This is a genomic window from Roseateles sp. GW821-FHT09G03 (assembly GCF_059416045.1).
Window position 1 is genome coordinate 710,463 of the sequence record NZ_JBWKOK010000001.1, and the last position, 14,287, is coordinate 724,749.

The 14,287-nt window shown below is 68.9% G+C and carries 12 protein-coding genes; 3 read left to right on the forward strand and 9 right to left on the reverse strand.

The features are described from left to right. Nucleotides 1–129: 129 nt before the first annotated feature. Both tagH and AC07OZ_RS03190 read left to right on the forward strand, forming a co-directional pair. Nucleotides 130–2,067: a type VI secretion system-associated FHA domain protein TagH gene (tagH, locus tag AC07OZ_RS03185; RefSeq protein WP_495465702.1), complete on the forward strand. Its 1,938-nt coding sequence runs from the start codon at nt 130–132 to the stop codon at nt 2,065–2,067. Between the two features lie 33 nt (nt 2,068–2,100). Further along, nucleotides 2,101–2,970 (forward strand): PP2C family protein-serine/threonine phosphatase, encoded by an 870-nt coding sequence (locus tag AC07OZ_RS03190; protein WP_495465703.1) that lies wholly within the window; start codon nt 2,101–2,103, stop codon nt 2,968–2,970. 28 nt (nt 2,971–2,998) lie between these two features. Here AC07OZ_RS03190 and AC07OZ_RS03195 read toward each other — a convergent pair whose 3' ends face one another. The 4 genes from AC07OZ_RS03195 to AC07OZ_RS03210 form a co-directional block, all read right to left on the reverse strand. Beyond that, a complete protein-coding gene (locus tag AC07OZ_RS03195; protein ID WP_495465704.1) occupies nt 2,999–3,349 on the reverse strand; it encodes a hypothetical protein in 351 nt (116 codons plus the stop codon). A 7-nt stretch (nt 3,350–3,356) separates the two neighbouring features. Then, nucleotides 3,357–3,737, reverse strand: coding sequence for a hypothetical protein (locus tag AC07OZ_RS03200; RefSeq protein ID WP_495465705.1), 381 nt, complete (start codon nt 3,735–3,737; stop codon nt 3,357–3,359). Nucleotides 3,738–3,768: 31 nt separating this feature from the next. Next, nucleotides 3,769–4,131, reverse strand: coding sequence for a hypothetical protein (locus AC07OZ_RS03205; RefSeq protein ID WP_495465706.1), 363 nt, complete (start codon nt 4,129–4,131; stop codon nt 3,769–3,771). Nucleotides 4,132–4,372: 241 nt separating this feature from the next. After that, on the reverse strand, nt 4,373–5,896 hold the full coding sequence (locus AC07OZ_RS03210) for a HAMP domain-containing methyl-accepting chemotaxis protein (protein ID WP_495465707.1): 1,524 nt from the start codon (nt 5,894–5,896) through the stop codon (nt 4,373–4,375). Nucleotides 5,897–6,114: 218 nt separating this feature from the next. On the opposite strand from AC07OZ_RS03210, the gene AC07OZ_RS03215 reads away from it, so the two are divergent. Continuing rightward, entirely contained in the window at nt 6,115–6,537 is a 423-nt protein-coding gene (locus tag AC07OZ_RS03215) for a hypothetical protein (protein ID WP_495465708.1), read from the forward strand. On the opposite strand, the gene tagF is transcribed toward AC07OZ_RS03215, so the two are convergent. The 5 genes from tagF to tssJ all read right to left on the reverse strand — a co-directional run bounded on the left by tagF (nt 6,534) and on the right by tssJ (nt 14,040). Then, nucleotides 6,534–7,241 carry a type VI secretion system-associated protein TagF gene (tagF, locus tag AC07OZ_RS03220; RefSeq protein ID WP_495465709.1) on the reverse strand — a complete coding sequence of 236 codons (708 nt, stop codon included), beginning with the start codon at nt 7,239–7,241 and terminating at the stop codon, nt 6,534–6,536. The two genes, AC07OZ_RS03215 and tagF, sit on opposite strands and share 4 nt — an antisense overlap. A 22-nt stretch (nt 7,242–7,263) precedes the next feature. Further along, entirely contained in the window at nt 7,264–10,839 is a 3,576-nt protein-coding gene (gene tssM, locus AC07OZ_RS03225; RefSeq protein ID WP_495465710.1) for a type VI secretion system membrane subunit TssM, read from the reverse strand. Next, complete coding sequence (locus AC07OZ_RS03230) at nt 10,836–12,158, reverse strand: DotU family type VI secretion system protein (protein ID WP_495465711.1); 1,323 nt, start codon at nt 12,156–12,158, stop codon at nt 10,836–10,838. Before AC07OZ_RS03230 ends, tssM begins: the two co-directional genes overlap by 4 nt. Before the next feature lie 74 nt (nt 12,159–12,232). Continuing rightward, nucleotides 12,233–13,567: a type VI secretion system baseplate subunit TssK gene (tssK, locus tag AC07OZ_RS03235; RefSeq protein ID WP_495465712.1), complete on the reverse strand. Its 1,335-nt coding sequence runs from the start codon at nt 13,565–13,567 to the stop codon at nt 12,233–12,235. Then, nucleotides 13,564–14,040: a type VI secretion system lipoprotein TssJ gene (tssJ, locus tag AC07OZ_RS03240; protein WP_495465713.1), complete on the reverse strand. Its 477-nt coding sequence runs from the start codon at nt 14,038–14,040 to the stop codon at nt 13,564–13,566. Before tssJ ends, tssK begins: the two co-directional genes overlap by 4 nt. Nucleotides 14,041–14,287 lie beyond the last annotated feature (247 nt).

Sequence of the window (14,287 nt, forward strand, 5' to 3'; positions counted from 1 at the left end):
GTCGGGATTCGAGCGGGGTGGAGTATGAAACAGCGACAAGCCCCTCTCAGGTGACTTTCGTTCATTGAAGCGAGGCCATTGTCACGCAAACATCCCATGCCAGTCTCCCGAGGTCCCAAAGGCAGCCACATGACCCTCACCCTGCGCGCGGTGTCGCTCAACGACCTGCCCCTGACGCAGCCCATCACCGCGCGATTCGACGCCACCGGGGGGACCATCGGTCGCGCCGACAACAACACCATGGCGCTGCCGGACCCGGAGCGCCATATCTCCCGCCAGCAGGCCGAGATCAGCATCGAGGCAGGCGGTTTCGTCATCCGCAACGTCGGCAGCGCCAACCCGATCACCGTCGCCGGCCAGCCGGTCGGCCAGGGCCAGGCCGTGCCGCTGCGCCATCTGGACCAGGTCCGAATCGGCGGCTATCTGCTGGAAGTCCAGAACGAGGCCAGCGCGGACAACGGCGCCACGGTCATCCGCCGCGCGCCCGACCTGAACCGTCCGGCGACGCTGGGACCTTCGCCGGCACCGGCGCCTGCCGCCCTGTCCAGCTCCAACCCGTTCGCCGACCTGTTCGGCGGCACGCCGCCGCCGGCCGACGTCTTCAGCACCTCGCCTGCCCCGGCGCCGCATGTCTCGGCCTTCGCGGCCCCGCCGGTCCAGGCGCCGCCGCCGGCGCCGGCCGGTCCGATGATGCTGCCGGATGACTTCGACCCGTTCGCGCCGCCGCCGTCGCGGGTCGCACCGGTGTCGTCGCCGGCCCAGTCATCGCCCTCGTCGCCGTCGTCCATGTCCGGCGGCGGTGCCTCGCCCTTCGACCCGTTCGGCGGGCTCGATCTGGCGCCGCCGCCCGCGCCGACCCTGCCGCCGGCGCGCAACGACGACCTCGGCTTCGGCGGTGCCTTCGCCGACCTCGTGCCGGGCGACAACAACCGCTCGCTGGACGACCTCTTCGGCCTGCAGCCTGGCGGCAGCGATCCGCTGGCCGGCTTCATGGCCGGCGCCTCCAAGCCCGGCGATGCGCTGCGCGACACGGTGGCGTCGGATCCGCTGGCGCTGTTCGGCGCCGCGGCATCCGTGACGAACACCGAGCCGCAGACGCCCGCGCTGCCGGACCACACGTCGGCGCTGAATTCGGCCTTCCGGCCGCCGGAGGTCCGGACACCGCCCCTGCCGCCGGCTCCACCGCCCGTGGCCGCCATCCCGTCGCCTGTTGCGCAGCCTGTGGCGTCCGCCGTCGTCGCGCCGGTCCTGCCGCCCGTGACGGCTCCCGTTGCGGCGCCCGTGATGCCGCCGGTGGCGCCTCCGCCGCTGGCGGTCGTCCCGCCGCCCTACGTGCCTCCGGCTTACGTGCCGCCGCCCGCGCCGACCCCGGCCGCCGCGCCGACGGCGTCCGCGGCGCCAGGGCAGGGCGCCGACACCGCCGCGCTCTGGCAGGCCTTCTGCGAAGGCGCCGGCATCCGGATGGCCGCACCGCCGCAGGGCTTGAACCCGGACCTGATGCGCGTCATCGGCTCCTTGCTGAACGCCTCGGTGGACGGCGCGCTGCGCATGATGGCAGTGCGCGCCGCGACGAAACATGAACTGCGCGCGCAGGTGACCGTCATCCGCTCGCGCGAAAACAATCCGCTGAAGTTCTCGCCCGACGCGCAATCGGCGCTCGAGCAGCTGCTGCAGCCCCCGGTGCGCGGTTTCCTGCCCGGTCCCGCGGCGATGCAGGACGCGATGCGCGACCTGGTCGGCCACACGATCGGCACCATGGCCGGCACACGCGCCGCGCTGGAGGGCGTGCTGACGCGCTTCCAGCCCAAGGCGCTGGAGGCCAAGCTCACGAGCCGCTCGGTGCTGGACAGCGTCCTGGCGATGAACCGCAAGGCCAAGCTCTGGGAGCTCTACCTGCAGCATTTCGAGGCCATCCGGGACGAGGCGCAGGAGGACTTCCACACGCTGTTCGGCAAGGCCTTCCTGGAAGCCTACGAAGATCAACTCGAGCGCCTGAGCCAGCATGGGCAGGGCGCCTCGTCGACCTCGCCGTCGCCACAACAACAAGCACAGCAGAGCGGGGCCTGAGCCCCGCCGTTTGTCCTACACGTCGTTCACACCATGCTCAAGATCAGGGTTGCCGCCTGCAGCGAACAAGGCGCGCGCAACAACAACGAAGATGCCATCGTGGCGCACGAGAACGGCCCCGGCTGGTACGCCGTGCTGGCCGACGGTGCCGGCGGCCACCGCAACGGGGCCGAGGCCGCGCGCCGGGCCGTGCATCGCATGCAGACCAGCCTGGGCGACGCGACGCTGCCGTGGCGCCCCGAGCTGCTGACCGGCGCGGTGCTGGCCGCGCACGACGACGTGCGTCGCGGCGTCGAGGGCACCGGCCGCGACCGCATGCACACGACGCTGGTGGCGCTGTGCGTCGACGCGCAACGCAACTTCGCGCTGTGGACGCATGTGGGCGACTCGCGCCTGTACCGCATCCGCGGCGGCCAGATCGACACGATCACGCAGGACGACAGCGTCGTGCAGATGCTGATCGAGGCCGGCCTGCTGACGCCCGAGCAGGCGGAGGACCATCCGCACAAGAACCACCTCGTGGCCGCGCTCGGCATCGAGGACGACCTGAATCCGCACACCACCTCGCCGCAGCCGCTCCAGGACGGGGACGTCTTCCTGCTGTGCAGCGACGGCTGGTGGGGCAGCGCGGGCGACACGCTGATCCACGACACGCTGGGCGCCGCGGCGTCGCCGGACGACTGGCTGGCGGCGATGCGCGCGGTGATCGAGGAACGGCGGCTGCCTGACCAGGACAACTTCAGCGCGATCGCGCTGTGGGTAGGCGAGCCGGTGCTGGCGGCGGCGGCGCAGACGCCGGCGGACGAAGCCGGCACCGCGGTACAGGAGTCGACGGTCGACTCCGGTCCGATCCCGCTGGAAGAGGAAGAAGAGGACGAGTCGACGCGGCGCATGCCGCTTTGAAGTTTCCCGAGGGCCGGGATATCCACCGTCAATCTTGCGCGACGGCCATCCAGAGGCCGACTAGGATGCAAACCAATCCAAATACTTGTGAAAAGCGTTCAAAAGCGGAAATCGCATTCCGCATTAGGTCCGCCTCTTTTTTGGCTTGATCTATCAACTTCTGGCTTTTTGGTTTCCCTCTGAAATTCAGCCAAGCGAATTTCGATTTTATGAGTTCGGCCCTTGCGTACGGATAGAGTGACAGCAGTCCACCGATCGCCGCGACGAAGGCCCCCCTTTGGTTATTTGTCTTTGCATAAAGATAGAGCAAACAGGCCAGAGCGCAGATGGCGACTATCAAGAGGATGGCTGGAAAACTGTCGCGTAGAAATCTACCCATGGTAGTCTCACGAAGCGACGAACGGCCCAATCTCTTGATCAACTTCCCTCGACTGGGATTGCCGATTAAAAGAAAACTGCATCGAGAATCCGAGCAAAGATCCCAACACAGCCAGTTCGGAGATCCGAACGTCACGCAGACTTTTCAGATCTCCTGCCTGTGACGGGCCATCTATCAGGCGATTGACGAAATCTTCATCCACAGCGCCACGTTCAACCCCTCGTTCTATCCGTTGATGATTCTCCTTGGAGGCGTTCAGCAAGGCAGCGACCGCCGAAAAAACGGCGGCCGCCGATTTCTCGTCAATATATGCGCGCAAATGCTGAGGATTTTCCTGGAGCGCCTTTGCGGCTTGTCGCGATAGTCGCTCGATAGCACTTTGGCTCATTGGGTACTCCGTTTTGTCTGCAGATCTTGAATCACATGATGTTATGACGATGGATGGCTTGGCTCAAAACATTTCCATAAGGGCCTTGCGCAACGTGCAGCATTCTCACCTCGGCAGGCCTGCTTGAATTGACATAAGAGTACTGCATGAAATGCCCATTTACTTGCTGACAATATAGTACTGCCGGCGTCATCAGGGAGAATCCGCTGGCTGCCGGGTGAACGACTTTGTCCATGATCAATTGGCGAGTCTGGTGCATTACCTCGATGCGGGCAGTGAACTCTAGCGCCGCCTGAATATCTGCTTGGTTAGAGGATCCATATAGGTTGGTGATCTCGTCCTCGATCGTCGGATTCACCCCTTGCGGCCTCTCTCCATAGAGCACAACGTCCACGATGACTCCTTTCAGAATTAATTGATTCCTGACTTCACAAGTCGCGCTTTTACGCGCGGGTCAGGTGGGATTCAAGGTGGGCGTACCCGTAATCAATCTGGAGGAGACGCCGCTTTGCGGCAAGCGGCGTTCCGTCCTCCGGCGGCACAACGGGCTCATCCATGATGGGATGCGTCGAAGTGCTCAGTCAGCGCGTCAAAGCGACATTCGGGACATCACCGTCGTAGCCAGCGCGGTCCACTCAGGTGCCGCGCGCCCCCCGTGGTGTGTGGAGTGACGGGGAGCCGGGGGCAGGTCTTGCGCTCGGCCACCGCGTCGGCGACGCCACGAACGCGCTCAACTGCTGTGCGGTCTTCGACAGCGCCGCGGCCGTCTCCAGATTGCTCTGCGCGACCTGCTCCGCGTCGGCGGTCGCGCGGCCGACATCGGTCAACGCGACCTCCAGTTGCCGGCCCGCGCTCGATTGCTGGTGCGTGGCCATCTTGATCTCCTTGCTCGCGATGTCGGACGCGGCCACGCGTTCCGAGATCAGCGCGAACATCGCCTCCGCCTCCGAGAACAGCGACGAGTTGGCCGCCACCGCCTTGACGCCCGCTTCGGTCGACATGATGGTGGCGTTGGAGACGTTGCGGATGGAGTCGAGCTGGCGACGGATGTCCACCGCATCGGCGCGCACCTTCTCGGCCAGACGGCGGATCTCGTCGGCGACGACGCGGAAGCGCTCGCCGGCGTCGCCGGCGCCGTAGGCCTCGATCGTCGCGTTGATCGCGAGAATGTTGGTGCGCTCCGCCAGTTCCTCGATGGCGCCGAGCACGGTGGACGCGCCCTGGACTTCCTTGCCCAGCGTCGTCATCTGCGTGACGACCATGTCGATCTGCTGGCTCAGTCCGACGGTCGCCTCGCGTGCGCGGGCCATCGCCTGGCTGCCGGAGTGCGCGGCGCGTGTGCTGGCCGAGGCCATCTCTTCGACCTCCGTCGAACGCTGCGCGATCTGGTTGGCGGCGGCCTGCACCTCGTGCATCGTGGCCGTGAGTTCGATGGCGGCGGAGGAGGTCTGCTTCGTCGATCCAGCCTGCCGCAGTGAAGAAGCTTCGAGCGCGCGGGCGCGCTCGGCCACCTCCACGGCGGACGCGCCCACCATCCGCATCAGCAGCCGCTGCAGGACCAGGCCGGTGATGGCGACGATCAACAGCCCCAGCGCGGTGCCTCCGAGGCCGACGCTCTTGACCAGCCGCGTGGTCTCGCCCATCTCGGCCGAGCGCGTCTCCAGATGCGCGACCTCGTCGCGCTCCATGCCGGCGAAGCGCGCACGCAGGCGTTCCATGCGGACGCGGACCTGGTTGACCTTGGGCGAGCGGGTGACCTCTTCCAGCGTCATCGTCTGGCGGTCGGCGACGCGTTCCTTGAACAGCGAGAGGAGCGCCGCGATGTCCTGCTCCGTGTCGTTGAGGTCGCCGGTGCGGGAGCGCCACGCGGGCGTCTCGCGGATCTCCGACAGATCGGCCTTGACCTCTGCCGTCGACTTGTCGAGCGCGGTCAGGTAGGCCGTGTCCTTGGTCAGCATGAAGCCCCGCTGCGCCGCCTCGGCCTCGGCCACGTCGTTCAGCAGTTCAGCCAGGATGCGCAGGCCCTGATGGCTCTGCGTCACGCCGTCGGCGGCGGACGCCATCAGGTAGGCGCTCCTCATGGCGACGGCGCCGACGCCGCACAGCACCGCCGCGGCCAGCAGGAATCCCAGCGCGAGGCTGTGTCCGAAGGTCTTCATGTGCGTGTTCTCCCTGGGGCGCAATGTCGCACAGGTGGCGCCGCAGGTCTCGTGCCTTCCATGTAGGGGCGCACGAGGCGCGGTCTTCAGGGCGTTGGCAAACCCATCTGCGGGCAAATCCAGATTGACGCGCTACCGGTGCTCGTCGCCAATCCATGCGGATATCGCAGAACCGATGGCTGGTTCAGTGCTTCGATAGACCGATTCAAGGAGGTGCGATGGAGATTTCCCTTGTCGATCCGATCGAATGGGCGCGCAGGCACCCCGAGATGTTCTTCGCAACAGGCGCAGTCGAACCCGTTCACCTGCTCGCGTACTTGTTGGGTGACGTCATTGAACTGGGAGGAGGAACTTGCGTCGCCTTCCAGGAGGGCGAGTGGACGGTCATCGGGAGCGACGTGGACTGGCTTCTGCATGATCAGTACGCGCCCGAGGAATTGTTTGCCCACGTGGTGTCCGATCCGGAGCGTGGCGTTCATTCGATGAGAGGGGAGATCCTTGTCGGCGCGTTCGCACGACATGTCTCCATTGCGCTCGACGGAAGGCTCCAGCGGATCATGGGCGAGGCACCGTCCGAGCGCCTGCTGGATCGCGCGAGCCAACTTCATCGCGCCATCTTCTTTGCGTTGCCGACGCCTTAGGTCTTGCGCTCCAGCATCGCCGCGAACGCCTCCACGTACGGCAGCCCCGGCCCCCAGCGCATGTGGACCTGCTCCCCGGGCTCGGGGTTGGGCGACCACACCGTGCAGCCGGCCAGGCGCTCCAGCAGTTCACCTGCCGCCAGCATCGGCACCGCCGCGGTGAGCAGGCTCGCCGGCGCGGTGTAGGTGACCCATTGCACCGCGTTCTCCGGCGCGGGCAGGGTCGCCGCGTGGCTCTGCGGCCAGGGCGGTGCCGCGGCCAGCGCCGCCTCCAGAGAGTTCACCGTCGCCGTGTCGTCCAGCGTGCGCATCGCCGCGTTGGCCAGCACCGTGTACCAGCGGTCGAGGTGATCCAGCCCGGCGCGGTCCACCGGCGGCTGCGCGCGCGGTTGCGCGATCACCAGCGGGAAGTAGCGCCCGACGTTGTCGCAGCTGGCCATCAGCACGCCGAACCACCACTTCATGTCGACGACGCCCGGCGCCCACGCGAAGCGCAGCACCGGTGCGGTCAGGTAGGTGTCGAGCCAGCGCGGGCCGAGCACCTTGGGCAGGTCCTGCATCATCCCGGACAGCCACGCGTCGCAATGCTGCACGCAGTGCTGCGGCAGCCGCCGCTGGGCGAAGTCGCCCAGCGCGGCGACCTTGCCGTACCAGCCGGGCACGGCATCGCCGGCGGTGTTCAGGGCTTCGGGCAGGGCGCTCATGGTGGGGCTCTCCTGATGCGGCTCACAGCCCGCCCGGGCAGCGGAACTCGTTGAGCTCCGGCAGGCGGAACGGATTGCGGACGCTGCTGGCGGTGACCTCGAAGACCGCCTTGCGGCCCTCGATCTCGAAGGTGGCCTTGAAGCGCTCGGGTGCGGCGGTCTTCTCGATCTTGACGCGGTCGAAGAGCCGGAACAGCGCCCACGGCCCGTCGTTGACCAGGCCCGACGAACCGCTGGTCGCCGGGCTCAGCTGCACCCGCACCTGCTGGCTGCCGCGCGGCCCCGGCCATTGCACCGAGGTCGGGATCTGCGGCCCGTGGCTGTAGCGCACGATCTGGCCGTCCACGTCCAGGATGAACTGCTGGATCGTGGTGTCCATCTCGATCGGCTTGAAGTCCAGCCGCAGCGACGGTGTGCTGCTGCCGGGGAAGAAGGTCTCCTTGATCGCCTGCGCGCGCTGGAACTGCGGCAGCGTGCCGCTGTCGCCGCCCAGCGGCGTGCCTTCCACCGCGCGGAACTTCCACGGCCGCGTCGTCGTGTCCACGTAGGGCGCCAGCTTCTGCTGGAAGAGCTGGTCGATCTTGCCGCCCGGACCGAAGAGCATCGCGAAGTCCGCCTGCGTCGCGTCACGCGAGGAGTTGCGGTCCAGCGGATACCGCCCGGCCACGGCCTGGTTGCAGAACTCGCCGACCTGCGAGCGCACCTCCATGCCGAGGTTCTGGCGCATCGCGCCCTGCGACACGCGCGCGCTGCTGCTGCCCAGGTCGTCGAGCATCGTGCGCAGCGGCTCGGGGCTCATCGCCGCGGCGGCCTTCAGCCGCGTCGGCACCGGCGACGGCGGCGGAGCGCTGCCGCCCTTGAGCGCGGAGTCGGCCGCCGTCAGCATGATGTTGGCTTCAGCGATCAGGCCGACGGTCTCGTCCAGCGGCGCCTTGCCACCACCGGGCGGGGCCGTGACCATGCTGCGCAGGCCGACGAATCGCTCGTCGACGATGTTCTCGATGCGCGGCGCATTCGGATCGGCGGCGTTCGGCTGACCCGGCTTGGCGGAGAAGATGCCGGCCACGCGCTCGCGCGTCTGCTGGACCAGGTCCGCCGCACGCCGCTCGGCGTTCTCGATCGCGTTGCCGGGCTGCGCGAGCGTGGTCTCGCGCGAGGCCGCACGCAGGAACGGTCCCAGCGGGCTGTCCGGCGCGGACAGCATCCGCGAACGCTCCACCGACTGCGGCACCGTGGCCATCGGCAGCAGCTTGACGCTGTTGAGGAAGGACTCCCAGGACGCGGCGTAGTCGTTCAGGTAGAGCCGGCGCACGTCGTCGACCAGCGGCGCGTTGGCGCGCACGATCGCCGACGGATCCTTCGGCGCCGCGGCGACGCCGAGCACCCAGGGCTCTTCCGCCGCCAGCTCGTCCGCGACCTGGCCGACCCGCGGCTGGAAGCCGCGCAGGTAGGCGTCGCGGGTGAAGAAGCCCGGCACGCCCTGCGTCAGCGGCGCGCCGTTGGTGCGCGTGAACAGCAGCGGCGCGTTGTGGCCGCCGGCGCGCGCGACGGTGAAGTCAGGGTATTCGGTCCCCAGGCCTTGCGCCCGCAGCCGGTTGTAGATCCGCTGCGGCAACGGCTGCGTTGCGAGCTGCGTGCGCACCGCCGTCAGCAGCGAGGCGTCCTCCGGCAGCGGCGACGCGATGCCGCCCTGCGACAGCAGCGCGTCCAGATGGGCGCCGAGCGCCTCGCGCTGGTCCGGCGTGAGCTCGCGGCGCGTGGTCTCCCAGTCGCCTTCGATGTGCTGCTTCAACGCCGGCGCGTCGAAGTGCTGCGGGTCGTGCAGCATCACGTAGGCCTTGAGCGCTTCGTAGAGCGTGACCGGCGTGGCCGCGCCCTGGCGCAGCTGTTCCTCGATGCGCAGCACCAGCCGAGGCAGCACCGCGTCACCCAGCATGCGCTGGTAGGCCGCGCGTGCCGCGCTGTCGAGCTTCTTGCCCTGGAACAGGCCCAGCCGCATCGACCAGGGGACGTTCTCGTCGACGGCCGCCAGCGCGCGCGTGGCCTGCAGCGCGGGCAGGATCGGCAGCAGATCGGCGGTCGCGCGGTTGGGTGTGGCCTGCAGCAGTTCGCGGACCTGGTCCGCGCGCGCCGACGTCTCTTCCAGGTACTTCTTGTTGTTGAAGTAGCTGACGGTCCAGGCCGTGAGCAGGCCGATGCCGGCGATCGCGACCAGCGCGTAGCCGCCCAACGCCAGCGCGTTGCGGCGGCGCTCCCAGCCGCGGTGCGTGCCGCCCAGGCCCGCTTCGGCGAAGACGACCTCGTTGAGCAGCCGGTTCAGGAAGTAGCTGCGGCCGCTGGCCTGGTTGGGCGCCAGCACCGCGTTCTCGATCTGGTAGCTGCGTGCCACGGAGCCGAGCACGCGGTCGATCGGCGTGCCTTCCTGCGTGCCGCTGACGAAGTAGACGCCGCGCAGCAGTGGTTGCGCCTCGTAAGGGGAGGGCGCGAAGACGCCCTCGGCGAACTCGGCCAGCAGGGCGCGCAGGCTCGCGAACTGCGCCGGGAAACCGTAGATGCGGGCGCGGCGCTGCGGGTCGCGCTCGGCCTGGAGCCGGTCGATCAGGCCGTTCTGCAGGCGCTGCTCGAGGGCATCGAACTCTGCGCCGTAGCCGGCCAGCGGCGCGGTGCTGTTGCGCGGGAAGGTGAAGCCCCAGGGCGCCGCGCGCTGGTCCTTGTCGACCGTGGCGAAGTAGTCCATGAAGCCCGACAGCAGGTCGGCCTTGGTGACCAGCAGGTAGACCGGGAAGCGGATGTCCAGGTCCTTCTGCAGCTCCTGCACGCGGGCGCGCACGGTGGCGGCATGCTGGGCGCGCTCCGACGGGCTGCGCGCCAGCAGGTCGGTCACCGAGACCGTGACCAGGGCGCCGTTGATCGGCTGACGCGGGCGCGAGCGCCGCAGCATCTGCAGGAAGCCGCTCCAGGTCGCCTTGTCGTTGGTCGGATCGCTGTCCTGCGTGGTGAAGCGGCCGGCGGTGTCGATCAGCACGGCGCGGTCGGTGAACCACCAGTCGCAATGGCGCGTGCCGCCGACGCCGCGGATGGCGTGATCGCCCATCTGGTCGGCCAGCGGGAAGTTCAATCCGCTGTGGCGCAGCGCCGTGGTCTTGCCCGAACCGGGCGCGCCGATGATCAGGTACCAGGGCAGCTCGTAGAGATACCGGCCGCCGAAGCGCGAGCGCAGCTTCGCGCCGAAACCGGCCGAACCCTCCGCGCCGAAGCGCGAGCGCTGCAGCATCTGCAGCGCCTGACGGAAGCGTTCGCGCACGGCCAGCATGTCGGCGCTCTCGCGCTCGGTCGCATCCGCGGCGGGCTGTTGCAGCAGCTGATTGACGACGGCGCTGTTGCCGCGCTTGGCGCGCCAGCGGCTCCACGCGATGCACAAGGCCACGATCAGGACGAGCACGCCGATCGTGATCCAGCGCGAACGCTCGGTGTCGAGCGGGCGGGCCTCGCCGACGGCCACCAGCGGACCGACGATCCAGATCAGCAGCGCGACCGCCAGCACGAGCACCGCGAGGAGCACCCAGCGGTTGAAGATCCATCCCAGGACGCGTTTCATCGGGAAGCTCCGCGCGCCGGCGCCTCGGGCGCGCGGCCATTGACCATCAGGCTGACTTCGACGCGCCGGTTCAGCGCGCGGTTGGTCGGGGTGTCGTTGGGGGCGACCGGTTCGGCCTCGGCGCGGCCCTCGGCGCGGATGCGCTCGGGCGCGACGCGGCGCGCCACCAGCAGCTCGCGCACGGTGTTGGCGCGTTCCTCCGACAGATGCCAGTTGGACGGGAAGCGCGCTGTGCGGATCGGCGTGTTGTCGCTGTGGCCGGTCACCAGCACCGTGCCCTGCACCTGCGTGAGCGCATCGGCGATGCGCGTCATGAGCGCTTCGCGCTCCGGCACGATCGTGGCGCTGCCCAGCGCGAACAGGCCGTCGCCCCGGATCGTCACAACGCTGCGATCGACCTCGTCGCGCACGGTGACCAGGCCGGCCTTGATGTCGGACTGGAGGAACTGCGCCAGGCGCGGCTTGGCCGGCGGTGGCGGGGGCGCGACCACGGGCGGCGACAGGCGCAGGCCCTGGATCTGGCCGAAGACGGGATCGGAACGCTCCGCCAGCGACAGCGTCAGCGACAGGTACACGCCGACCAGCAGCAGCGCCGTCAACGCGGCGGTCGCCGCCAGCGGCAGCCAGCCGATGTGGCGGCGCTGGGTGATGGCCTCGACCTGCCAGTGCTGCGCCAGCGCGGCGGGGTAGTCGCCGCGCTGCTGCTTCAGGATCTGGGCGAGGCGATCACGCACCGCCTCCAGTTGCGCCGGTCCGTTGTCGATGACGCGATAGCGACCCGCGAAGCCCAGCGTCAGCGCGGCGTAGATCAGTTCGAGCAGGTCGCGGTTGGCCTCGGGCTTCTCGGCCAGGCGGGCCATCAGCTGGAAGACTTTCTCGCCGCCCCAGGTCTCGTTGTGGAACATGGACAGCAGGCTGTGCCGCGCCCACACGCCGGAGCCGCCCCAGGGCGTGTCGGCGCAGGCCTCGTCGATCATCGTGCAGAGCACGTAGCGCGTGGCCATGACGCGCTCCGGCGGGATGCCGGCGGCAGCGGCGCGGGCCGCGAAGTCGCGGATGCCCTGCGCGAGGTTGTTGCGCAGCGTCGCCACGTCGTCGACGCGGCGCGTCCCGCGCAGTTGCGGCACCAGCAGCAGCAGCGGATTGGCCAGCGTCAGCAACGGGTTCAGCCCGGCGGCCGGCGGAGCGGCGTCGGGCTGCACGGAGTCGGGCGACGGCGTGGCGCCGCGCGGCGCCTGCGCGCCGCCCGGACGGGGCTTGATGAAGGTGCGCTGATCGTCGAAGCCTGCGAACGGATCGTTGAGCGCGGAGGGGTCCATGCCGGCTCCCGGAGGTTACTGGTCTTGAATCGGTGGAGGAGTGGGGCGGGGCCCGGCGTCGCCGCGTGCGGCGATCACTGACGGATGGCCCAGAGCTCCAGTTCCAGTCCGGGGAAATCGCCGGCGACGTGCAGCGCCAGACTGCCGCTGCGCTCGAGCTGCTTCCAGAGTTCGCCGCCGCGGTCCAGCTCGAAATAGTGGAAGCCCGCGTGGAACGGCAACTGGCGCGGCGCCACCGGCAGCGCGCGCATGCTGATGCCCGGCAGCTGCAGGTTGACGAGGTCGCGGATGCGGTCCACCGGGCCCAGCTTGGATTGCGCGGGGAAGCGCTGGCGCAGCTGTTCGGCGGCCACCTGCGCGTTGACCGCGATGACGAAGCTGGCGCTGCGCAGCAGGTCGGCGTCGGGGACGACGGCGGTGCGCACGCCATGGGTGCGTTCGGTCAGGTCGATCTGCAGCGCGTTGCGTTCCAGCACGACGCTGAGCATGCGGCGCAGGTCCTCGAGCAGCGGGGCGAAGCTGCCGCGCAGGTCGTCGTGGCGGTACAGCGGGTATTCGGACGCCAGGCGCGTGTCGCTGACGAAAGTGGCCATGTCGCCGGCCAGTTGCAGGCAGTCGCGGTGCAGCGTTTCCGGATGCACGTGCGGGGAGGCCGCATGCTGGCGGAACAGCGGGTCGGCGCGGTTCAACGCCTGCAGCATCAGGAAGTCGGCCAGTTCGGACACGCCGTTGCCGAGCTGCCCCATGCGCGACGACAGCAGCTGCGCGCGCTGGCGCACCAGCCCGTGCAGCAGCGAGGCCATCGCGGACAGGTGGCCGCTGGCGTCGATGCGGGTCTGGGGCGGGATGTAGCTGCGGTCCAGCACCAGTTGCTGGTCGGCACGGCGTTCGGCGATGCGGGCCACGCCCAGCGCGGCGTAGGCGTCGTTCAACTCGCGCGCGGGCAGCAGGCGCAGCGTCAACGCGCCGGTCTGGACGGGTTCGGGTTCGTCGCCGGCGCTGGTCTGGTCGCGCAGGTCCTGGTCGACGACGTGATAGCGGTGCAGTTCACCGGCATCATGGCCGTTGAACGCGACCTGGTCGGTACCGGGGCGCGCGATCGGCGCGGCGAGGACGACCATGTCGCCCTTCAGGTCCGCCGGCACTTCCAGGGGCGCCATCGCGGCGTCGGCCTGGGGAATCTGGAACGGGGTGCCGTCGGGCAGGATGCCGCTGGCGCGCACGATGCCCAGCCGGCCGACGCTCAGCAGCGCCTCGTCGAGCACGAGTTCGGTGAAGCCCCAGCCGTGAGGCGCCAGCGCGCGGGCGCGGCTGTCCACCAGGTGCTCGAGGTAACGGGTCTCCTGCTGGAAATGGTGCGGCAGCAGGAACATGCCCTGCGACCAGATGACCTTGCTGTGCCAGCTCACGGCAGCCTGACCGTGGCGCTGACCGACAACTCATCGGCCTGGATCAGGATCTCCTGCTTCCGGCCGACGACCACCGGCACCACGGCGCGCCAGCGCGCACGCTCCAGGTCGCGGTAGGCGGCGAAGACCGCGATGAAGCGGGTCTCGGGCGACAGCGTCTTCTTCGTCCACGGACGCGCCTCACCGGGCTGCAGCGTCATCTCCTCGCGGGAAACGAGCTCGGTGCCCAACTCGGTCTGGTCCTTCTGGTACAGGCTGACGAAGTCGGCCGCATTGAAACCGACGTCCGACTTCAGTTCATACACCCGCACCAGCAGCGGGGAGGGACGCTTGGTGACGCTCGGGTTCACCTGGGCCGAAGCCTGGATGCTGCCCTTGGTCACCTCGGTCGGCTTCTCCGAACTGGAGAAGGGGTTGATCTTGTCGAGGGAGGAACATCCCCCCAGGGCACCCAGGGCGAGCAACGCCCCCATGGCCAGCGGGGCCGCAACAGCAGCCCTGCGAGTGAGGGATTGGGTGGTTTGGTGTCCCGAACGCGGCGTGAGCATCTGGTTGTCCTTCTTGACCGGAAGAAAGGATAGCCAGCGGGGGGGCTTCGGGGTGGTGACTTAGGTAATCGGGGGACCCCGGGCGAGAACGCCTCTTTGAAGGCCCGGGCGTTGGCCGCCAGGTCGCAGGGCCCTGGCGTCAAGCACCAGGACCCCGCGACCTGCCGTCCCT

What these genes read in the sequence shown, in the direction of transcription:
- tagH (WP_495465702.1), top strand. Translation starts at nt 130, where the DNA reads ATGACCCTCACCCTGCGCGCGGTGTCGCTCAACGACCTGCCCCTGACG.
- AC07OZ_RS03215 (WP_495465708.1), top strand. Translation starts at nt 6,115, where the DNA reads ATGGAGATTTCCCTTGTCGATCCGATCGAATGGGCGCGCAGGCACCCC.
- AC07OZ_RS03210 (WP_495465707.1), bottom strand. Translation starts at nt 5,896, where the DNA reads ATGAAGACCTTCGGACACAGCCTCGCGCTGGGATTCCTGCTGGCCGCG.
- AC07OZ_RS03230 (WP_495465711.1), bottom strand. Translation starts at nt 12,158, where the DNA reads ATGGACCCCTCCGCGCTCAACGATCCGTTCGCAGGCTTCGACGATCAG.
- tssM (WP_495465710.1), bottom strand. Translation starts at nt 10,839, where the DNA reads ATGAAACGCGTCCTGGGATGGATCTTCAACCGCTGGGTGCTCCTCGCG.
- AC07OZ_RS03200 (WP_495465705.1), bottom strand. Translation starts at nt 3,737, where the DNA reads ATGAGCCAAAGTGCTATCGAGCGACTATCGCGACAAGCCGCAAAGGCG.
- tssJ (WP_495465713.1), bottom strand. Translation starts at nt 14,040, where the DNA reads ATGGGGGCGTTGCTCGCCCTGGGTGCCCTGGGGGGATGTTCCTCCCTC.
- AC07OZ_RS03195 (WP_495465704.1), bottom strand. Translation starts at nt 3,349, where the DNA reads ATGGGTAGATTTCTACGCGACAGTTTTCCAGCCATCCTCTTGATAGTC.
- tagF (WP_495465709.1), bottom strand. Translation starts at nt 7,241, where the DNA reads ATGAGCGCCCTGCCCGAAGCCCTGAACACCGCCGGCGATGCCGTGCCC.
- AC07OZ_RS03190 (WP_495465703.1), top strand. Translation starts at nt 2,101, where the DNA reads ATGCTCAAGATCAGGGTTGCCGCCTGCAGCGAACAAGGCGCGCGCAAC.